Origin of the sequence: Myxococcus virescens, assembly GCF_900101905.1 — a bacterium.
GTDB lineage: Bacteria > Myxococcota > Myxococcia > Myxococcales > Myxococcaceae > Myxococcus > Myxococcus virescens.
On sequence record NZ_FNAJ01000010.1, the window covers coordinates 217425 to 236219 of the forward strand.

Below are 18795 nucleotides of genomic sequence, written 5' to 3' on the forward strand. Positions count from 1 at the left end.
ACTACTTTCCGCCCAGGGCCTGCTTGATGGCGGGAAGCCCACCCGGGCCGTTGTTGCTGCCCCGCAGTTTCTTCTGCGAGATGATCTTCTGGATGTTCGCGATGCGATCCCTGTTGGTGGGGTGCGTGCTCAGCCACTTCATCAGCGCGGGCGTGTCGCCCTGCTCCTTCTGGAGCTTCTCGAAGAAGGTGATGAGGCCCCGCGGGTCGTAGCCCGCGCCGGAGGCGTAGCGGGCGCCGTACTCGTCGGCTTCAATCTCCTCGCCGCGGCCGTGCGCCAGCAGCGTGCCGCCGCTCACCAGCGACGCGGCGATCTGCGCCACGGTGCCCGGGTTCTGCCCCAGCGCCGCCTGGGTGATGGCCTGCAGGCCCATCTGGTTGACCATGGCGCGCGCGGAGTGACGGCCCACGACGTGGCCCGCCTCGTGCGCCATGACGCCGGCCAGCTCCGCCTCCGTGTCCGCGGCCAGGATGAGGCCGGTGTAGACGTACAGGTAGCCGCCGGGCGTGGCGAAGGCGTTGACCATCTTCGGGTCGTCGATGACGTTGATCTTCCACTTCACCCCGGGCCGGTCCTTGGAGGCCTGGTTCAGGATGCTGGCGGAGATGCCGCGCACGTAGTCGACGACGGCCGCGTTCTGCACGTATTTGATCTTCTCCTTCGTCTCCAGCTCCGCCTTGACCTGCTTGCCGAGCTGCTCCTCCTGCTCGTCGGAGATGAGGGTGCGGGCCACGGCCTTCTCGGCGGAGATGCGCTGCTTGGCGCAGCCCGTCGACAGGCCCAATGCCAGGGTGACTCCCAGTACCGCCACGAGGATGCGCTGCATGACGAGTGCTGCCTTTCTTTCCAGAGGTCTACGCCGCGTCGCTCCGCGGAAGGCGCGACGCTGGCCCACATCGGCACCTGCCTTCAAGGGCCACGTGGTGCAAGCATCCGGGCATCCGGCTTTCGCGCCGCCATCCCACCCGTGTTCACTGCCCGGCAGGTAGGCGGTGCGTGGGGACGCCCGCCGGTGTATGTGCCCCGCAGGATGCCAGAGCTACCCGAAGTCGAAATCGCGCGGCGCAATCTGGTGCGCTGGTTCAGCGACCGGCGCCTCGTGCGCGCCGAGTCGGAGAACACCCGCATCTTCCGAGGCGCCGAGCGCCAGCAGTTCGACACGCTGACGGGCCGGTTGGAGTCGCTGGTCCGCCGGGGCAAGTACCTGCTCTTCGCCTTCGAGGGCGGCAAGGGGCTGATGGGGCACCTGGGGATGACGGGCAAGTTCGTCCGCCGCACCGAGGGGCAGGTGGCGCCCTACAGCCGCGCCCGGTTCCATCTGGACGACGGCCATGTCATCCACTTTTCCGATCCACGAATGTTCGGCCGCCTGGAGCCGGCGCCCGCCGCGCGCCTGCGGGAGCTGGACGCGGTGCGAATCCTGGGGAGGGATCCGCTGGCGGATGGCCTCACCTCGGGGCAGCTCCAGCAGGCCGTGGGCTCCTCCCGGAAGGAGCTGAAGGTGGCGCTGATGGACCAGGAGCGCATCTCCGGCCTGGGCAACATCCACGCCGCCGAGGCGCTCTTCCGCGCGGGCCTCCACCCCTCGCGCCAGCCCGGCTCCCTGACGCCGGACGAGTGGAAACGCCTGGTCCAGGGCATCCGCGCCGCCATCGACTTCGGCCTCAAGGAGCAGGAGGGGGAGGAGCCGGTGTACCTGGAGGAGGGGCGCTCGGAGAATCCATTCCAGGTGTACGGCCGCGCGGGGAGCCCATGCTCCCAGTGTGGCACCCGGGTCGAGTCCTTCACCCAGGGAGGCCGTACCACCCACTTCTGCCCCCGGTGCCAGCCGAGGGACGGACGCCGAAGTGAGGCGGGGGGGCCGGCCGTTGACGGCGCGAAGGCCCGCCCTGGTAAGCGTTGACACCCCTTGGTCCCGTCGCTTGAATCGCCCGCCTTTCAGACCCGGCCGCCCCAGGTGGCCCTGGAGATCGTTGCCCATGTCTCACGCCCTGCTGGCGGCGCTACTCGTCGCTTCGTCCACGGCCACCGCTCAGACGCCGGTGCCGGAGGGTAGCCCGCCCGCGCCCGCGGAAGCCGCACCCGCTGCTCCCGCCGCCCCCGCGGAGTCTGTTCCCGCGGAGACCGCGCCTGTGTCCTCCACTCGCGAGGGCGTCAGCCGTGACGACCTGGAAGCGCTGAAGGAGGAACTGCGCGAGGAGATTCGCGCCGAGGCCGCCAAGCAGTCCATTGGCGCCACGGACGAGTGGGCCGAGGAGTTCCCGGAGGAGAAGCGCAAGCTCGAGGTCTTCACGCTCGACGGCTACTTCCGCGTCCGCCCCACGCTCTTCTACAAGTTCGACCTGGGCAAGGCGCCCGGCCGGGAGCTCTTCCCGCGCTCGCCTCGCAGCCCGCAGGAGAACACCCAGTCCTTCGCCACCATGCGCGTGCGCCTGGCGCCCACCTTCAACATCTCCGAGCAGGTGGCGTTGAAGATGGAGGTCCTCGGCCTGGACAACTTCATCATGGGCGCCATGCCGGACACGCTGCTGCCCGGCAACACGCGCAACCTCTTCGGCATCTTCTCCGAGAGCCAGGACCCGCTGGCGGACGCGCTCCAGGACTCCATCAAGCTGCGCCGCGCCTACGGTGAGGTGAAGACGCCGGTGGGCATCCTGCGCTTCGGCCGCATGGGCAGCCAGTGGGGCCTAGGCATGCTGCGCAACGACGGCACCTGCTTCGACTGCGACTTCGGCGACACCGTGGACCGCGTCCAGTTCGTCACCAACCCCTTCGAGGGCTGGTACGTGACGCCGATGCTGGACTTCAACTCGGAGGGCGTCACCGACACGCGCGGCACCGTGGGCGAGCCCATCGACCTGACCCAGTCCGATGACTCGCACAGCTGGGTGATTGCCATCGCGCGCCGGGACACCGACCAGGTCATCCGCTCCAAGCTGGACAACAACCAGGGCGTGCTCCAGTACGGCCTGCACTTCACCTACCGCACCCAGAAGTGGGAGTACGACGGCTCCACCACGAATGGCCAGAACACCGGCTTCATCCCGCGGGACGCGACGCTGTTCGTGCCGGACCTGTGGCTGAAGTACGAGGAGAAGAACTGGCGGCTGGAGTTCGAGGCCGCCGCCCAGCTGGGCCGCATCGGCAACCGCGCGCTGGACGTGGGCGGCATCAACGACCCCACGCTCAACCAGAGCCTCACCGTGGCCCAGTTCGGCGGCGTGGCGCAGGGCGAGCTGCGGCTGCTGGACCAGAAGCTGTCGCTGAACATGGAGCTGGGCTTCGCTTCCGGCGACAAGGCGTATGGCTTCGGCAACCAGCCGGGCCGCCCGGGTTCGGGCGCCAACGGCCAGACGGCGCCAGGTGACTTCGAGGGCCCGCAGTACGACTGCGGCACGGGCGGCTGCAGGGACAACGCCATCCGCAACTTCCGCTTCAACCGCGACTACCGCATCGACCTCATCCTGTGGCGCGAGCTGCTGGTCGGGGTGACGGACGCGTTCTATGTCCGCCCGTCGGCGAAGTACACCATCACCGAGGGCTTCGACATCTACGGCCGCGTCATCTACTCGCAGGCCATGTACGCGCAGTCCACGCCGTCCACCACGAACAAGGCGCTGGGTCTGGAGGTCAACGTGGGCGCGGACTACAAGACGGAGGACGGGTTCATCGCCGGCATCGCCTACGGCATCCTGTTCCCGATGAGCGGCCTGCAGGAGTTCAGCGAGACGCTGCGCAACGACCTGGACACGCCGCAGACCATCCGCGCGTGGCTGGGGATGCAGTTCTAGCCATGCGCCAGGTCCTCGCGCGGCTGTGCGTGGCCGCCAGCGTGTCACTGACGCTGGCGGCGTGTGGCATCAAGGGGCCGCCTCGGCCACCCGGGCCGCCGCCAGCGCCTGCGACGCAGGCGCAGCCGCCGCCCCCTGAGTCGGAGCGAGGGCCCCGGGAGCCGTCGGGGCCCGCGCTGTCTCCCACGCCGGAGACCGGGGTGGAGACGCCGCTGTCACCGCCGGAGACCGAGGACGCGGGAGCCCCGTGAATCACTTCGCCTACCGCAAGGGCGTGCTCCACGCGGAGGATGTGCCGCTGGCGGCCATCGCCGAGTCCGTGGGCACGCCCACCTACGTGTACTCCACCGCCACGCTCACCCGGCACATCCGGGTGGTGACGGAGGCCTTCGGAGACCGGCCGCACCTCATCTGCTACTCGGTGAAGGCCAACTCGAACCTGGCCATCCTCCGGCTCATCGCCGAGCGGGGCGGCGGGTTCGACATCGTCTCCGGAGGCGAGCTGGCCCGGGTGCGGCATGTGGGCGGAGACGCCGGGAAGACGGTGTTCGCTGGCGTGGGCAAGACGCAGGAGGAGATGGAGACGGCGCTGGCCGCGGGCATCCTCCTCTTCAACGTGGAGAGCGCCGAGGAGCTGGAGGCGCTGGACGCGGTGGGCCGCCGCCTGGGGCGCCGCGCGCCGTTCGCCCTGCGGGTGAATCCGGACGTGGATGCGCGCACGCACCGTTACATCTCCACCGGTTTGAAGACGTCGAAGTTCGGCGTGCCGTTCGAGGAGGCGGTGGCCCTCTACGCGCGCGCGAAGAAGATGAAGGGCCTGCTGGCCGCCGGGTTGGATTGCCACATCGGCTCGCAGCTCACCCAGACGGCGCCCATTCGCGCGGCCTTGTCCAAGGTTGCGGGTCTGTACTCCGCGCTCAAGGCGCAGGGCCATCCGCTGGCGTACCTGGACGTGGGCGGCGGGCTGGGCATCACCTATTCGGACGAAACGCCGCCGTCTCCGGAGGAGTACGCGCGCACCGTGCTGGCCGCGGCGGGTGCCACCGGGGCCACGCTCATCCTGGAGCCGGGCCGGGCGCTGGTGGGCAACGCGGGCGTGTTGCTCACGCGCGTGCTGTACCGGAAGAAGACGCCAGCGCGGCACTTCGTGGTGGTGGACGCGGGCATGAATGACTTGCTGCGCCCCGCGCTCTACGAGGCGCACCACGGCCTTCAGCCCCTGGTGAAGCGGCGGGGCAAGGCGGTGGAGGTAGACGTGGTGGGGCCGGTGTGTGAATCCACCGACGTGCTGGCGAAGGCGCGGCCCCTGGTGCTTCCGCAAGCAGGCGAGTTGTTCGCTTTCATGAGCGCGGGCGCGTACGGCATGAGTATGTCGTCCACTTATAACTCCCGGCCACGCCCGGCCGAGGTGCTGGTGGACGGTGCGGCGTGGCGCGTGGTCCGGGAGCGGGAGCGCGTCGAGGATCTCTGGCGCGGCGAGCGGGCCTGAACGTATAAGCGCCGGCATGAAGACCTTCGAAGGCTCCATGACGGCGCTGGCCACTCCGTTTCGCAACGGAGCGCTCGATGAGCCCGCTTACCGGGCGCTGGTCCGCCAGCAGATTGAAGGGGGCACCAGCGTGCTGGTCCCCATGGGCACCACCGGCGAGGCCGTGACGATGACGGCCGACGAGCGGGCCCGCGCGGTGAAGGTGGTGGTGGAGGAGGCGAAGGGCCGCGTGACGGTGGTGGGCGGCGCCGGCTCCAACAGCACCGCGGAGACCATCGAAGGCGTGCGCCGCGTGCGCGACGCGGGCGCGGACGGTACGCTCATCGTCACGCCCTACTACAACAAGCCCACGCAGGCGGGCTTGCTGGAGCACTACCGCGCGGTGGCCAAGGCGCACCCGGGCTTCCCCATCATCGCCTACAACGTGCCGGGCCGGACGGGCGTGGACCTGCTGCCCGACACCGTGCTGCGGCTGTGTGACATCCCCGAGGTGGTGGCGCTCAAGGAGGCCACCGGCAGCATGCCTCGGGCCATCGACATCCTGGAGAAGTGCGGCGACCGGATGACGCTCTTGTCCGGTGACGACTTCACCGTGCTGCCCTTCATCGCCTGCGGCGGCAAGGGCGTCATCTCCGTGTCGTCCAACGTGGCGCCGCGGATGATGGCGGACCTGGTGGCGGCGGCGCGCGCGGGGAATGTCGCGGTGGCGCGCGACCTCCAGGTGAGGATGAACGAGCTGCACCGCCTGCTCTTCATCGAGTCCAACCCCACGCCCGTGAAGTGGGGATTGCACGTGATGGGATTGTTCGGGCCCGAAGTGCGGTTGCCCCTGGTGCAGATGACCGAGCCCAACGCCGCGAAGCTTCGCGACACCCTGCGCCAGCTGGGCCTGCTCACGGGCTGAGCTTTCCCTCATCCCGCCGTTACCTGGAGCGCGGCAGACATGATTCGCACCGTCATCACCGGCATCACCGGCCGCATGGGCAGCACGTTGCTTCGCCTGGCGCGCGAGTCGGGAGACCTGCGGGTGGTGGGTGGCACGGCGCGGCCGGGCAGTGCCTCGGTGGGCCAGGACGCCGGGGTGGCGACGCGGCTGGGCCCGGTGGACGTGACGGTGGTGGACAGCCTGGAGCGAGCGCTGGACGCCGCGCAGGCGGACGTCGTCATCGACTTCACCAGCGCGGAGCTGAGCGTGGCGCACGCGAAGGTGTGTGCCGCGCGCGGCGTGGCCCTGGTGGTGGGCTCCACCGGCTTCACGCCGGAGGCGTCCGCGGCGCTGGCGGAGAGCGCGAAGGCGGTGCCCATCGTCGCCGCGCCGAACATGTCGGTGGGCGTCAACCTGGTCATCCGCATGGCGGCGGAGCTGGCGCGGGTGCTGGGGCCGGGCTTCGACGTGGAGGTGCTGGAGGCGCACCACCGCATGAAGAAGGACGCGCCCAGCGGCACCGCGCTGCGGCTGGCGGACGTGCTGGCGGAGGCTCTGGGGCGCACCCAGGAGGACCTCACCTTCGCGAGGCATGGGCAGATTGGCGCGCGGCCCGCGCGCGAGATAGGTGTGCAGACGCTGCGGGGCGGCGACGTGGTGGGCGAGCACACCGTGTACTTCTTCGGTGAGGGCGAGCGCATCGAGCTCACGCACCGCGCCACCAACCGAGACCAGTTCGCTGCTGGCGCGCTGAGGGCCGCGCGCTGGGTGGTGGGGCGCGCGCCGGGTCTCCATGACATGGCCGACGTGCTCGGCTTCCAGAGGACTTCATGACGACCGCGCGCTACTGCCGCTTCCTGCATGAGGGCCGTGCGCACCACGGCCGGGTGGAAGGCTCCGAGGTGGTGGTCCTCACCGCCGCGCCCTGGGCCGGCGCGAAGGAGACGGGCATCCACCGCTCGCTGTCCTCGCTGACGCTGCTGGTGCCGTCGGACGCGTCCAAGGTCGTGTGTATCGGTCAGAACTACCGCAAGCACGCGGAGGAGATGGGCAAGCCGGTGCCGCCTGAGCCGCTCATCTTCACCAAGCCCTCCACGGCGCTCAATGGCACGGGCTCGCCCATCCGCATCCCCAAGGCGAGCCAGGAAGTCCACTACGAGGCGGAGCTGGCGCTCGTCATCGGCGAGAAGCTGAAGAACGCCAACGAGTCCACCGCCGCGCGCGCCATCTGGGGCCTCACGTGCTTCAACGACGTGACGGCGCGCGACGTCCAGCGCCGCGAGATTCAGCACACCCGCGCCAAGGGCTACGACACCTTCGCGTGCGCGGGGCCGTGGGCGGTGACGGGCCTGTCTCCCGACGACCTCCGCATCGTGTGCCGGGTGAACGGGCAGGTGCGCCAGGACAGCCGCACGTCCGACATGATTTTCAGTCCCGCGCGCCTGGTGTCGTTCATCTCCCACATCATGACGCTGCTGCCTGGGGACATCGTCAGCACCGGGACGCCGTCGGGTGTGGGGAAGCTGTCGGCCGGGGACACGGTGGAGGTGGAGCTGGAGGGAATCGGAACCCTGGTGAACCCTGTTGAGATGGAGCCGTGAGCGACACCGTCTACGTCGGGTTGGGTTCCAACGAGGGGGAGCGCGAGAATCACCTCGTCGCCGCCCTGTCCGCGCTGTCCCGCATCGACGCGGTGGCGGTGCTCCACTGCTCCTCGCTTTTCGACAGCGCCCCCGTGGGGCCGCCGCAGCCGCGCTTCCTCAACGCGGTGGTGGCCCTGGAGTGTGGCCTGCCGCCGCAGCGGCTGCTCTGCATCCTTCAGCAGATTGAGAAGGACCTGGGCCGCACCCGGGAGGTGCGCTGGGGCCCGCGCACCATCGACCTGGACATCCTCTTCTGGGAGGGACAGGTGGTGGCCGACCCCACGCTCCAGGTGCCCCACCTGGAGCTGCACAAGCGCCGCTTCGCCCTGGAGCCGCTCGTTGAACTGGCGCCCCACCTGCGTCATCCGGTACTGGGGATGTCGGTGAAGGAGCTCCTCGGGAAACTCGCCCCGCAGGATGTCCGCAGGAGCGAGGCCACGTGGTGGCCGGAAGCGAGCTACTCGAGCAACGACACATGAACCTGTCCCTTGCCCTGGCCACCGCGGCGCTGCTGACCGCCCAGCCCTCGACGCTGCCTCCCGGCCACCCGGTCATCCCTCCGGGGACCACGGCCTCCCCCGCCACCTCTGGCATGCCGGAGGGCCACCCGCCGACGGAGGGCGCGGCTCCCAGCATCAGCCCGGAGCAGCTGCCCCCGGGCCACCCGCCCATGTCGGGCACGGGCCGGGCGCCGCCGTCCGCGGAGGAGCTGCTGCGCCAGCTCGACTCCACGGAGGGGCTGGCGGACCGTGAGAAGACCTTCGAAATCGCCGCGTCGCTGGGCCGCCTGTACTACGTGAACGGCCGCAACGCGGAGGCCAGCACCTACCTTCAGCAGGCCCTGGCGCGCGCCCAGCCCACGCGGGAGCTGTTCCTGGCGCAGCGCAAGAAGCTGGGCAAGGCCGCGGTGCCCACCGCCGAGGCGGCGGGCTGTGGCTTCACCCCGAACATGCCGGTGGAGGACATGGGCGCCGCCGCGCAGGCGCGCGCGAAGAAGGGTGACACCGCGGGCGCGGCGGCCTGTGCGCGCGCGGCGCTGGCGCCGGTGCTGGACGTGGCGGTGATGCAGGCCAACGCGCTCTACCTGTCCAACGACAGCGGCAAGGCGCTGGTGGCCTACGACGCCGTGCTGGAGGTGGAGCCCCTGCACGAGGAGGCCCTCTACGCGCGCGCGGCGCTGCTCTTCGAGACGAAGGGCGACGACGTGGCGGCGCTGAAGAAGGCGGGCGAGGGCTTCGAGGCGGTCGCGACCACGTACCCCGATTCGTTCCGTGCGCCCATGGCGAAGCGGATGGTGGCGCTGGTGGAGGAGACGGTGAAGGCGGGGGGCCGCAAGCAGCTGCTCGCCTCGCGCGCGGAGGACCGCCGCATCCGCCTGTCGCAGGCGCCCGCCGCCGCCGCGCCGGATGCGCCCCGGCCGCTGTCGCAGGAGATGGTGGACGCCGTGAAGAGCACCGAGCGCACGCCGGAGCTGGAGCAGGGCCTGGCGAAGCTGGTGGACGAGGGCGAGGAGCTCCTGGCGAAGGGCCAGTACCAGGAGGCGCTCGCCAACTACACGCGCGTGGTTCCCTTCCAGCCGGAGAACGGGCGCGCGAAGGCGGGCATGGCCTGGGCCCTGGTGTCCCTGGAGCGTCCCATGGCGGTGCGCGTGTGGGGCGTGGCCGTGCAGACCGACCCGCTCTCCGTGGAGAAGCTGGGCGACACGCTCAAGGCCAAGGGCGACGACAAGGGCGCCAAGGCGCTCTGGGAGAAGCTGGCCACGGACGCGCCGGACTACCCCAACAAGGCGAGCCTCCAGGCGAAGCTGGGCAAGTAGCGCCCGCGCGCTCGAAGTGCTTCGCGGCCAGCGGTCCTGCACGTTCAGCAGGACCGCGCGGCGGCCCTCCGCGGCCCACGCCTCAGACGAACTTCGCGGCCAGCAGGTCCTGCACGTCGAGCAGGCCCACGGCGCGGCCTTCCACGTCCACCACGGGGAGCTGGTCCACCCGCAGCTCGCGCATCTGCGTGGCCGCGGCCAGCACCAGCGTCTCCGGCGTCACGCAGCGCGGGTTCTTCCCCATCAGCTCGCGCACGGGCACGGTGAAGTCGGTGAGGCCCGCCTCCACGCGGCGGCGCAAGTCGCCGTCGGTGAAGATGCCCACCAGCTTCCCCGCCTTGTCCACCACGCACGCGGCGCCCGGACGGCCCGGCGTCTTCGTCATCACCCCCACCACCGCGGACAGGGGCGAGGTGTCGCGCACCAGCGGGTTGGCGTTGCCGGTGCGCATCAGCTCGAAGACGCGCTGCACGGAGCGCCCCAGCTTCCCGCCCGGGTGCAGCAGCGCGTAGTCCTCCGTGCCGAAGGGCCGCGAGCGCAGCACCGTCATCGCAAGCGCGTCGCCAATCGCGTGCAGCGCGGCGGTGGAGGCCGTGGGCACCAGGCCCATGGGGCACGCCTCCGCGATGGCGCCGATGTCCAGCACCACGTCCGCGCCGCGGCCCAGCGGGCTCTTCGCGTCGCCGGTGAGGGCGATGACGGGCGTCTCCATCCGCTTGAAGGAGGGGAGCAGGCGAATCAGCTCCTCCGTGGAGCCGCTGTTGGACAGCGCGAGGATGACGTCGCCCCGGCCCACGCGGCCCAAATCTCCGTGCACGGCCTCGGCGGGGTGGAGGTACACGGAGCGGATGCCCGTGGAGGCCAGCGTGGCGGACAGCTTCTGGCCGATGTGGCCCGCCTTGCCCATGCCGGTGACGATGACCTGGCCGCGGCAGTCGCGCACCAGTTGCACGGCGCGCAGGAAGTCGTCTCCCAGACGTTCCGTCACACCGAGGATGGCGCGGGCCTCGGCCTCCAGCACGCTCCGCGCGTAGGCGAGCGTGGCCTCTGCGTCGGGGAGAACGGCAGGTGCCTGTGCGGGACGGCCGGGGAGGGCGCGCAGGCGGGGCTTCTTGGCGGCGGAGCGGGAAGGGCGGGCCATGTTCAGTGTCTGGCCTTCTACCTCCGCACCCCCGCGGTGGCCACCCTTGACGCATGGGGGGGCATCGGTTACGCGCCTGCTCGCCCGGCCTCCATTGGCCGGGGCACATTCCACCTTCAAGAGAGGGACGAGATGAAGTTCTTCATCGACAGCGCCGACGTGGAGGAGATTCGCAAGGCCCACGCCATGGGCTGCGTGGACGGAGTGACGACCAACCCGTCCTTGCTCGCCAAGGTGGGCCGGGGCCTGGAGGAGACCATCCGCGAAATCTGCTCCATCGTGGATGGCCCCATCAGCGCCGAATGTGTGTCCATGGAAGCGGACGAGCTCATCAAGGAAGGCCGCTCCCTGGCGAAGATTCACGACAACGTCGTGGTGAAGATTCCCATGGGCGTGGAGGGCATGAAGGCCACCAAGGCGCTGACCGCCGAGGGCATCCGCACCAACGTCACGCTGTGTTTCTCCGCCAACCAGGCCCTGCTGTGTGCCAAGGCCGGCGCGACCTACGTGTCGCCCTTCGTGGGCCGGTTGGATGACATCTCCCAGGACGGCATGGAGCTCATCTCCCACATCCTGGAAATCTACCGGAACTACGAGCACTTCAACACGCAGGTGCTGGTGGCCAGCGTGCGCAACCCCGTGCACGTGCTCCAGGCCGCCCGCCTGGGCGCGGACGTGGCCACGCTGCCCTACAACGTCATCACCCAGCTGGCGAACCACCCGCTCACCGACGCCGGCATCAAGAAGTTCCTGGCCGACTGGGAGAAGGTCCCCAAGGCCGCCAAGCCGCCCGCAGCCAAATAGGCCCTCGGGAAAAACAGACTAACGTCGGTTTTCATGGCTCCAATCCCTCTGCGGGGTTGGGGCCTGTTTTTTTGAGAAAAATGGAGCCCGTCCTCCTCCGCTTCCCGGCGGGTTGCACTGGCGATTTCGCGCCGCGGCATGTATTCGTTGACTCCCGAGTCAACGAGCCGAACCCGTCACGAGGTCCCCATGGAATTCCAGCTCACCGACGCCCAGCGCGCGCTGCAGGACGCGGCACGCAAGTTCGCCCGCGAAGTGGTGCGTCCGAAGGCCGCCCACTACGACGAGACGGCCACCTTCCCACTCGATTTGCTGACGACCGCGTGGGAGTTGGGGCTGCTCAACATGGCGATACCCGCCGAGTACGGCGGCGTGGGCCTGTCCCATCTGGACCAGACCATCGTCGCGGAGGAGCTGAGCTGGGGCTGTGCGGGCGTGGCGACGTCCATCATCGCCAACGACCTGGCCAACCTCCCCATCATCCTCCACGCGACCGAGGAGCAGAAGAAGCGGCTGCTCACGCCCTTCACGGAGAAGCTGAAGTTCTCCTCGTTCTGTCTCACGGAGCCCGAGGCCGGCAGCGACGTGGCCAACATGCAGACCACGGCGCGGCTGGACGGAGACCACTACGTCCTCAACGGCGCCAAGTGCTTCATCACCAACGGCGGCCAGGCGAGCCAGTACACGGTGTTCGCCACGGTGGATAAGGGCAAGAAGCACAAGGGCATCACCTGCTTCGTGGTGGAGGGCCGCCCTGAAGGGCTCTCCGTCAGCAAGCACGAGAACAAGATGGGCCAGCGCGCCAGCGAGACGGTGTCGCTGACGTTCGAGGACGTGCGCGTCCCGGTGGCCAACCGCATTGGCGAAGAGGGGCAGGGCTTCGCCATCGCCATGGCCACGTTGGACAACAGCCGCCCGCTGACGGCCATGTTCTCCGTGGGCATCGCCCGCGCCGCGCTGGAGCACTCCATGGAGTACGCCACCCAGCGCCGCACCTTCGGCAAGCCCATCATCGAGCACCAGGCCATCCAGTTCATGATTGCCGACATGGCGATGAACACCCACGCGGCGCGCATGCTCACCTACGAGAGCGCGTGGCTCTTGGACGAGGGCAAGCGCAACTCCCTCCAGTCCAGCTACGCGAAGTGCTTCGCCGCGGACATGGCCATGAAGGTCGCCACCGACGCCGTCCAGGTGTACGGCGGCTACGGCTACATCAAGGAGTACCCCGTGGAGAAGCTGATGCGCGACGCCAAGCTCATCCAGGTCTACGAGGGCACCAGCCAGGTCCAGCGGCTCGTCATCGCGCGGGAACTGTTCAAGTAGCGCCGCGGCACTGCGTCCGGCGGCCGTTTCCCATTGCCGCCGCGACGCGCCAATGCCTATTAACCCAGACCGTTTTTTCCAGATTCCAAACTCCTCCCCGTAAGGAGAAGCACCGCCGTGAAGATCCTCGTCACCGCCAAGCGCGTGGAAGACCCCGAGTCGAAGATCAAGGTCAAGCCGGATGGCTCGGGCATCGTTCAGGAGGGGCTGAAGTACAAGATCAACCCCTTCGATGAAATCGGCGTCGAAGAAGGACTTCGGCTCGTCGCGAAGCACCAGGGCGAGGTCGTCGTGGTGTCCATCGGTGGCAAGGAAGTGCAGGAGCAGCTCCGGCACGCCCTGGCCATGGGTGCGCACCGCGCCGTGTGGGTGAACCACACCGGCCCGGTGGACCAGCTCGGCATCGCGGCCCTGCTCCAGAAGGTCGTGGAGAAGGAGCAGCCGGACCTCGTCATCCTCGGCAAGCAGTCCATCGACGATGACCAGAACCAGGTGGGCCAGTACCTCGCCGAGTTCCTCGGCTGGGGCCAGGCCACGTTCGCCTCCAAGGTGGAGTCCATGGAGAGCGAGCAGGAGAAGAACAAGGTTCCCGCCATCGTCCTCTCCGCCGACAAGAAGAGCGTGCAGGTGATTCGCGAGGTCGACAACGGGCTCGCCACGGTGGAGTGCCAGCTGCCCGCCGTCGTCACCACGGACCTGCGCCTCAACCAGCCGCGCTACGCCAGCCTCCCGGGCATCATGAAGGCGAAGAGCAAGCCCATCGAGGAGCTGACGCCGGCCAAGCTGAGCGTGGATGTCACCCCCGCCATCCAGGTCCTGAAGATGTCCGCGCCCCCGGCGCGCAAGGCCGGCATCAAGGTCGCGGACGTCCCTGCCCTGGTCGAGAAGCTGCACAACGAGGCGAAGGTCGTCTGAGCGGCCCTTCCGCACACTCTCTACGGAGTCATCCAAATGCCTATCGTTCTCATTGTCGCCGAGCAGCAGCCGGACGGGAACCTCCGCAAGGCCACCCTCAACGCCATCTCCGCCGGCAAGCAGCTCGCGGAGAAGGCCGGTGGTGAGCTTCACATCGCCCTGGTGGGGAAGGACCCCGCGAAGGTCGCTGACGAGCTCAAGGGTTACGGCGCGAAGGCCGTCCACCTGGGCGCCGCCGCCGAGCTGGAGCACTACCTCGCGGAGACCTACGCGCCCGCCATCGCCGCCCTGGCCCAGGAGCTGAAGGCGGACTACATCGGCATGGCGTCCACCGCGCAGGGCAAGGACCTGCTGCCCCGCGTGGCCGGCCGTCTGCGCGCCGCCATGGCCACCGACGTCATGGCCATCAACGGCAGCGGCGCGGACATCACCTTCACCCGTCCCATGTGGGCCGGCAACGTCTTCGCCGACGTGAAGCTCACCACGCCGGTGAAGGTGCTCACCCTGCGCGCCACCGAGTTCCCCGCCGCCGCTGGCGGTCAGGGCGCCGCCGAGGTGAAGACCTTCAGCCCGAAGGTCGAGGCCTCCAAGACGAAGTTCGTCGACTTCAAGGAAGTGAAGAGCGCGCGTCCCGAGCTGACCGAGGCTCGCGTCGTCATCTCCGGTGGTCGCGGCACCAAGGGCGACTTCAAGGAGATTGAAGCCCTGGCGGACGACCTGGGCGCCGCGGTGGGCGCGTCCCGCGCGGTGTGCGACGCGGGTTGGGTTCCCAACGACCTGCAGGTCGGCCAGACGGGCAAGGTGGTGGCTCCGGCGCTGTACATCGCGGCGGGCATCAGCGGCGCCATCCAGCACCTGGCGGGCATGAAGAGCTCGAAGACCATCGTCGCCATCAACAAGGACCCCGAGGCCCCCATCTTCCAGGTGGCGGACTACGGCATGGTGGCGGACCTCTTCAAGGTGCTGCCCGAGCTGCGCGCGGAGCTGGCGAAGCTGAAGTAGGACCGGAGGGCACGGACGTGTCCTGACGCAAGGGGCGACGTGGGGACCTCCCCGCGCCGCCCCTTCGCATTTTCACCTCACAGCTCGATGTCGCGGCCCGCGTCGCGCGGCGCCACGTCTCCAGGCTCCGGGGCCTCGTCCGCGTAGGGCGGCTCGGCGGGCAGTGGCAGCTCGGGGCGCTTGGGTGGTTCGGCTCGGAGGAGGTCGATGAGCGTGCCGTCGCCCAGGGCGACGATGAGGTGGTTGAACTGCCAGGGGCCGTCTCCGCGTTTCTCACCCTGGGCATGCAGCGTGCCCTTGCCATGGGGCCCCTCGAGCGGGAGGGAGAACTGCGCGCGAGAGACACCGTTGCGGCTCTGCACGGCGCTGCGCCGGGGCAGGCCACTTTCGATGGGCGTACCCAGCGCGCGCTGCACCAGCGCGTCGCCGCTGGCGATGGCCACGGCTTCCTGGTGCGCGTCGGACTGCCCCAGGGAGGAGAAGCCCAGGTACGTGGCGAGCACGCCCAGGCCGATACACGAGGCGAGCAGCCCCAGGCATCCCAGCGGAAGGACCCAGCGCCAGTGGCGGCTCCACCAGCCAGGCCGAGGCGCCATTGAACCTTCCTGTGCTGTGTCCATGGCCGCCTCCTCCCACTTCACGCGCGGCTTCCTCTTATTCGCTCCCGAGGCTCGCGGGGAACGCGTGGAAGCCGTCCGGCACCGCCAGCGGTTGGTGTGTGTACCGGGCAACAGGTAGATTTCGCGAGTGCTCCCAAGGGCCGGGGGAGCACGTGAGGCTGGGCGCATGCCTTCGCGCAGATCCTCCTCCGCAGAGGTGTTGTTGGACGTGCTGGAGGCACTGCCTCCGGGGCACCGGCTGTGGGTGCGTGGCGCGGGGCGAAGCCTGTTTCCGCTGCTGCGGGCCGGGGACTCGGTGCGGGTGATGCGCTGTGGCCCGGGCTCGCTGGCGACCGGGGACGTCGCGCTGATGCGGCAGGGGCGCGAGCTGGTGGCGCACGTGGTGGTGTCCACGCGGCCGTGGCGGACGGCCTCGCTGCTGGGGCCCCAGGACGCCCCGGGAGGCGTGACGCTGGGCCGGGTGGTGGCCATCCGCAGGGGCCGCTGGGTGGTTCCACTGCCCAGACCGCTGCGTCCGGCGCTGCGGCTGGCGCAGCAGGCCGCGTCCACGGCGTGGGCCTGGCCTCGGACCCGGCTAGTGTCTCGGGGTGTGTGGGACTTCCTCTTCGCCGGATGGTCGCTGCCGCTTCGTCGCCGCCTGGTGGGGCCGTTGGAGGTGCGGCTCCTGACGGCCGGCGACCTGGACGCGCTCCTGGCCTTCGCCAGTGAGCGGCTGGTGGTGTCTCCGGGCTTCCTGCGCCGTCAGCTGCGCGAGCGCTGGGGCCTGCAGGACACGGAGCGCCGGGGCGCCGCGGCGGGCGCCTTCGACGCCCAGGGACGGATGCACGGCTTCGCCTGGGTGGACTCCTACCGGCAGGAGGGCTTGCAGTTGGAGGGCGTCTGGGTGCGCTCCCTGGTGGTGGCGCCCCGCGTGCGGCGAATGGGCGTGGCCACGGGGCTGCTGGAGTGCCTGATGGAGGAGGCCCGACGCCAGGGGCAGTCGCGCGTCTTCGCGGACGTGGACGACGACAACACGGCGTCGCTGCGCACGTTCGAGCGGCTGGCGTTCCAGCGAGCGGGCGCCACGCTGACCCAGCAGGCCAACGAGGCTTGGGATGCCACGGGCCGCTCCAAGCGGCTGGTCGTCGTCGAGCGCACCCTGTAGGTGCGCCGCCGGAGGTTGCGCGGCTGCCCTGGCTGCGTCAAAAAGCCCGCGGCCGTGGCCGCCGTGACGTCACCTGGCGAGCCCGGCGTCATCCTCTCCGGTGGGCCGCGCGATATGAGCACCTCGACGTCCGACATGCTGGAGGGGGGCACGGGGCCCTCGTCGCGGTCGCAGCGACTTCGCGCGGATGGGGCGCTGGCGCTCATCACTTCGTTCTGGGGCATCACCTTCGTGGTGGTGAAGGGCGCGCTCGGGCACGGCGACCCGTTCAGCTTCCTCACGCTGCGCTTCATCGTGGGCGCGGTGGTGTTGAGCGCCCTGGCGGGGCGGCAGGTGCTGACGGCGCGCAACCTGCGCATCGGCACGATGCTGGGCACCTTCCTCTTCCTGGGGTTCTCGCTTCAGACGGTGGGGCTCACCACCACCACGCCTTCGCGCTCGGCGTTCATCACCGGGCTGTGCGTGCTGCTGGTGCCGCTGCTGTCGATGGTGCTCTACCGGAAGGCGCCGAAGTTCACCTCGCTGCTGGGGGTGGGCACGGCGGCGGTGGGGCTCTACTTCTTCACGCAGCCGGACGGAGGGCTCGGCAGTGGCGGGCTGTCGTTCGGAGATGTGCTGTCGCTGGGCGGCGCGGTGGCCTACGCGTGCCACATCCTCATGACGGAGCGGCATGCGCCGAAGCAGGGGGTGATGGGGCTGGTGGCGGTGCAGCTCTGGACGGTGGCGCTGCTGTCCGCGCTGTGCCTTCCCTTCGTCGAGCGGCGCGTGGTGTGGCATCCGTCCTTCGTGGGGGCGGTGCTCATCTGCGGTGTGTTCGCCAGTGCGGTGGCCATCAGCCTCCAGACATGGGGGCAGGCGCGCACCACGGCGGTGCGCGCGGCGCTCATCTACTCGTTGGAGTCGGTGTTCGCCGCGCTGTACTCGGTGCTGCTGGGCTACGAGACGCTCGGGCCTCGGGAGTGGCTGGGCGGCGCGCTCATCCTGTCGGGCGTGTTGATGTCGGAGGTGGGGGCGGCGGCCTGGGGGTGGTGGCGTGCGAGGGCGCCCGCGCGGTAGCGGCCCTGCCGCGGGGCGTGCGCGCAGCCATCTGGGGCCTGTCCACCAGCCGGGCGGGCAGGGGGGGTGAAGTGAAGGCGGCCACCGGCGAGTGGACGCGCTATACCCGGGGCCCTTCCCATGAGTGTGGAGCTGCGGCGAAACGGGATGCACCTGACGGGCACCCCCCTGTCCCTGGATGCGAAGCGCAAGTCGCCGCTGTGCTTCGTGAGTCACGGGCATTCGGACCACATTGCCCGGCACGAGAGCACCATCGCCACGGCGGCGACGCTGCGTTTCATGACGCATCGCCTGGGGCCGGTGCGTGAGCCGCGCGAGGTGCCCTTCCGGCAGCCCTTCGAGTTGGGGCCGCTGGTGCTGGAGTTGCTGCCGGCGGGGCACATCCTGGGCAGCGCGCAGCTCCGCGTGACGCGGCCGGATGGGCGCCGCATCGTCTACACCGGGGACCTCAACGTGGCGCCGTCGCTCACCGCCGAGGCGACGGAGGTGGCGGAGTGCGACACGCTCGTCATCGAGTCCACCTTCGGTCATCCGCGCTACCGCTTCCCGCCGCGTCCGGAGGTGCTGGGGCAGGTGGAGGCGTGGCTGCGGATGCAACTGGAGCGCGGCGCGGTGCCGGTGCTGCTGGGGTATCCGCTGGGCAAGAGCCAGGAGGCGATGAAGCACCTGGCGGGACGTGGCTTCCCACTGGTGGCGCATTCCTCCATCTACGAGGTGGCGCAGCTCTACGCGGAGCTGGGCGTGCCGATTGAGAACCTGCGCTGCTACGACGGAAAGGTGGAGCCGGGTGAGGTGCTCTTCTTCCCGCCGCACCACGCGCGGGGCGGGGCACTGGCGCCGCTGTGGCCTCGGGCGACGGCGGTGCTGACGGGGTGGGCGGTGGACCGGGGCGCGGTGCGGCGCTACGGCGCGGACGTGGCCTTTCCGCTGTCGGACCACGCGGACTTCCCCGGGCTGGTGTCCTACGCGAAGTCCACGGGGGCGCGGGAGGTGCTGACGTGCCATGGCTTCGCGGAGGAGCTGGCGCAGGCGCTGCGCGACGCGGGGATGGACGCGCGCCCGCTGGGCGGGAAGCCGCAGCAGCTCGGGTTGTTCTGACAGGCGGCGGGAGACGGGATTCGGT

19 protein-coding genes are annotated in these 18795 nt (G+C 69.9%); 16 read left to right on the forward strand and 3 right to left on the reverse strand.

Going from position 1 to position 18795, the window contains the following annotated elements:
* Position 1: 1 nt before the first annotated feature.
* Entirely contained in the window at positions 2 to 826 is an 825-nt protein-coding gene (locus BLU09_RS26495) for a M48 family metallopeptidase (protein ID WP_090492318.1), read from the reverse strand.
* Positions 827 to 1030: 204 nt separating this feature from the next.
* Between BLU09_RS26495 and mutM the strand changes: the two genes are divergently transcribed.
* The 9 genes from mutM to BLU09_RS26540 all read left to right on the forward strand — a co-directional run bounded on the left by mutM (position 1031) and on the right by BLU09_RS26540 (position 9664).
* Positions 1031 to 1903, forward strand: a complete 873-nt coding sequence (gene mutM, locus BLU09_RS26500; protein ID WP_090492320.1) for a bifunctional DNA-formamidopyrimidine glycosylase/DNA-(apurinic or apyrimidinic site) lyase — start codon at positions 1031 to 1033, stop codon at positions 1901 to 1903.
* 76 nt (positions 1904 to 1979) lie between these two features.
* The gene (locus BLU09_RS26505; protein ID WP_090492322.1) at positions 1980 to 3791 is read left to right on the forward strand and encodes a TIGR04551 family protein; all 1812 of its coding nucleotides are present in this window, start codon (positions 1980 to 1982) and stop codon (positions 3789 to 3791) included.
* Positions 3792 to 3793: 2 nt separating this feature from the next.
* Positions 3794 to 4042 carry an LPS translocon maturation chaperone LptM gene (gene lptM, locus BLU09_RS26510; RefSeq protein WP_244172046.1) on the forward strand — a complete coding sequence of 83 codons (249 nt, stop codon included), beginning with the start codon at positions 3794 to 3796 and terminating at the stop codon, positions 4040 to 4042.
* Positions 4039 to 5280: a diaminopimelate decarboxylase gene (gene lysA, locus BLU09_RS26515; protein ID WP_090492326.1), complete on the forward strand. Its 1242-nt coding sequence runs from the start codon at positions 4039 to 4041 to the stop codon at positions 5278 to 5280. The genes lptM and lysA overlap by 4 nt, the downstream gene beginning before the upstream one ends.
* 16 nt (positions 5281 to 5296) lie before the next feature.
* On the forward strand, positions 5297 to 6184 hold the full coding sequence (gene dapA, locus BLU09_RS26520) for a 4-hydroxy-tetrahydrodipicolinate synthase (protein ID WP_090492328.1): 888 nt from the start codon (positions 5297 to 5299) through the stop codon (positions 6182 to 6184).
* A 39-nt stretch (positions 6185 to 6223) separates the two neighbouring features.
* Complete coding sequence (dapB, locus tag BLU09_RS26525) at positions 6224 to 7039, forward strand: 4-hydroxy-tetrahydrodipicolinate reductase (RefSeq protein WP_090492330.1); 816 nt, start codon at positions 6224 to 6226, stop codon at positions 7037 to 7039.
* The gene (locus tag BLU09_RS26530; protein ID WP_090492332.1) at positions 7036 to 7806 is read left to right on the forward strand and encodes a fumarylacetoacetate hydrolase family protein; all 771 of its coding nucleotides are present in this window, start codon (positions 7036 to 7038) and stop codon (positions 7804 to 7806) included. The genes dapB and BLU09_RS26530 overlap by 4 nt, the downstream gene beginning before the upstream one ends.
* Entirely contained in the window at positions 7803 to 8327 is a 525-nt protein-coding gene (gene folK, locus BLU09_RS26535; protein WP_011555876.1) for a 2-amino-4-hydroxy-6-hydroxymethyldihydropteridine diphosphokinase, read from the forward strand. The genes BLU09_RS26530 and folK overlap by 4 nt, the downstream gene beginning before the upstream one ends.
* The gene (locus BLU09_RS26540; protein ID WP_090492334.1) at positions 8324 to 9664 is read left to right on the forward strand and encodes a tetratricopeptide repeat protein; all 1341 of its coding nucleotides are present in this window, start codon (positions 8324 to 8326) and stop codon (positions 9662 to 9664) included. Before folK ends, BLU09_RS26540 begins: the two co-directional genes overlap by 4 nt.
* An 82-nt stretch (positions 9665 to 9746) precedes the next feature.
* On the opposite strand, the gene BLU09_RS26545 is transcribed toward BLU09_RS26540, so the two are convergent.
* Positions 9747 to 10805 (reverse strand): KpsF/GutQ family sugar-phosphate isomerase, encoded by a 1059-nt coding sequence (locus BLU09_RS26545; protein WP_090492336.1) that lies wholly within the window; start codon positions 10803 to 10805, stop codon positions 9747 to 9749.
* Between the two features lie 132 nt (positions 10806 to 10937).
* Here BLU09_RS26545 and fsa point away from each other — a divergent pair, with 132 nt between their 5' ends.
* From fsa to BLU09_RS26565, 4 genes are all read left to right on the forward strand, one after another.
* Entirely contained in the window at positions 10938 to 11609 is a 672-nt protein-coding gene (gene fsa / locus BLU09_RS26550) for a fructose-6-phosphate aldolase (protein WP_011555873.1), read from the forward strand.
* 189 nt (positions 11610 to 11798) lie between these two features.
* Positions 11799 to 12935, forward strand: coding sequence for an acyl-CoA dehydrogenase family protein (locus tag BLU09_RS26555; RefSeq protein ID WP_090492338.1), 1137 nt, complete (start codon positions 11799 to 11801; stop codon positions 12933 to 12935).
* Between the two features lie 117 nt (positions 12936 to 13052).
* Positions 13053 to 13850 carry an electron transfer flavoprotein subunit beta/FixA family protein gene (locus tag BLU09_RS26560; protein WP_090492340.1) on the forward strand — a complete coding sequence of 266 codons (798 nt, stop codon included), beginning with the start codon at positions 13053 to 13055 and terminating at the stop codon, positions 13848 to 13850.
* Positions 13851 to 13886: 36 nt separating this feature from the next.
* On the forward strand, positions 13887 to 14852 hold the full coding sequence (locus tag BLU09_RS26565) for an electron transfer flavoprotein subunit alpha/FixB family protein (protein ID WP_090492342.1): 966 nt from the start codon (positions 13887 to 13889) through the stop codon (positions 14850 to 14852).
* 77 nt (positions 14853 to 14929) lie between these two features.
* Here BLU09_RS26565 and BLU09_RS26570 read toward each other — a convergent pair whose 3' ends face one another.
* Entirely contained in the window at positions 14930 to 15448 is a 519-nt protein-coding gene (locus tag BLU09_RS26570; protein WP_244172047.1) for a cytochrome c oxidase assembly factor Coa1 family protein, read from the reverse strand.
* 190 nt (positions 15449 to 15638) lie between these two features.
* On the opposite strand from BLU09_RS26570, the gene BLU09_RS26575 reads away from it, so the two are divergent.
* The 3 genes from BLU09_RS26575 to BLU09_RS26585 all read left to right on the forward strand — a co-directional run bounded on the left by BLU09_RS26575 (position 15639) and on the right by BLU09_RS26585 (position 18770).
* Positions 15639 to 16616: a GNAT family N-acetyltransferase gene (locus BLU09_RS26575; RefSeq protein ID WP_090492346.1), complete on the forward strand. Its 978-nt coding sequence runs from the start codon at positions 15639 to 15641 to the stop codon at positions 16614 to 16616.
* Entirely contained in the window at positions 16617 to 17672 is a 1056-nt protein-coding gene (locus BLU09_RS26580) for a DMT family transporter (protein WP_090492348.1), read from the forward strand. It abuts the gene before it with no gap.
* A gap of 120 nt (positions 17673 to 17792) precedes the next feature.
* Positions 17793 to 18770, forward strand: coding sequence for an MBL fold metallo-hydrolase (locus BLU09_RS26585; RefSeq protein ID WP_090492350.1), 978 nt, complete (start codon positions 17793 to 17795; stop codon positions 18768 to 18770).
* Positions 18771 to 18795: the final 25 nt, after the last annotated feature.

Bases quoted from the DNA above. Each gene is read 5' to 3' on its own strand.
- BLU09_RS26495 (WP_090492318.1), bottom strand. From the start codon at position 826: ATGCAGCGCATCCTCGTGGCGGTACTGGGAGTCACCCTGGCATTGGGC.
- mutM (WP_090492320.1), top strand. From the start codon at position 1,031: ATGCCAGAGCTACCCGAAGTCGAAATCGCGCGGCGCAATCTGGTGCGC.
- BLU09_RS26505 (WP_090492322.1), top strand. From the start codon at position 1,980: ATGTCTCACGCCCTGCTGGCGGCGCTACTCGTCGCTTCGTCCACGGCC.
- lptM (WP_244172046.1), top strand. From the start codon at position 3,794: ATGCGCCAGGTCCTCGCGCGGCTGTGCGTGGCCGCCAGCGTGTCACTG.
- dapA (WP_090492328.1), top strand. From the start codon at position 5,297: ATGAAGACCTTCGAAGGCTCCATGACGGCGCTGGCCACTCCGTTTCGC.
- dapB (WP_090492330.1), top strand. From the start codon at position 6,224: ATGATTCGCACCGTCATCACCGGCATCACCGGCCGCATGGGCAGCACG.
- BLU09_RS26530 (WP_090492332.1), top strand. From the start codon at position 7,036: ATGACGACCGCGCGCTACTGCCGCTTCCTGCATGAGGGCCGTGCGCAC.
- BLU09_RS26540 (WP_090492334.1), top strand. From the start codon at position 8,324: ATGAACCTGTCCCTTGCCCTGGCCACCGCGGCGCTGCTGACCGCCCAG.
- BLU09_RS26545 (WP_090492336.1), bottom strand. From the start codon at position 10,805: ATGGCCCGCCCTTCCCGCTCCGCCGCCAAGAAGCCCCGCCTGCGCGCC.
- fsa (WP_011555873.1), top strand. From the start codon at position 10,938: ATGAAGTTCTTCATCGACAGCGCCGACGTGGAGGAGATTCGCAAGGCC.
- BLU09_RS26555 (WP_090492338.1), top strand. From the start codon at position 11,799: ATGGAATTCCAGCTCACCGACGCCCAGCGCGCGCTGCAGGACGCGGCA.
- BLU09_RS26565 (WP_090492342.1), top strand. From the start codon at position 13,887: ATGCCTATCGTTCTCATTGTCGCCGAGCAGCAGCCGGACGGGAACCTC.
- BLU09_RS26570 (WP_244172047.1), bottom strand. From the start codon at position 15,448: ATGGCGCCTCGGCCTGGCTGGTGGAGCCGCCACTGGCGCTGGGTCCTT.
- BLU09_RS26575 (WP_090492346.1), top strand. From the start codon at position 15,639: ATGCCTTCGCGCAGATCCTCCTCCGCAGAGGTGTTGTTGGACGTGCTG.
- BLU09_RS26585 (WP_090492350.1), top strand. From the start codon at position 17,793: ATGAGTGTGGAGCTGCGGCGAAACGGGATGCACCTGACGGGCACCCCC.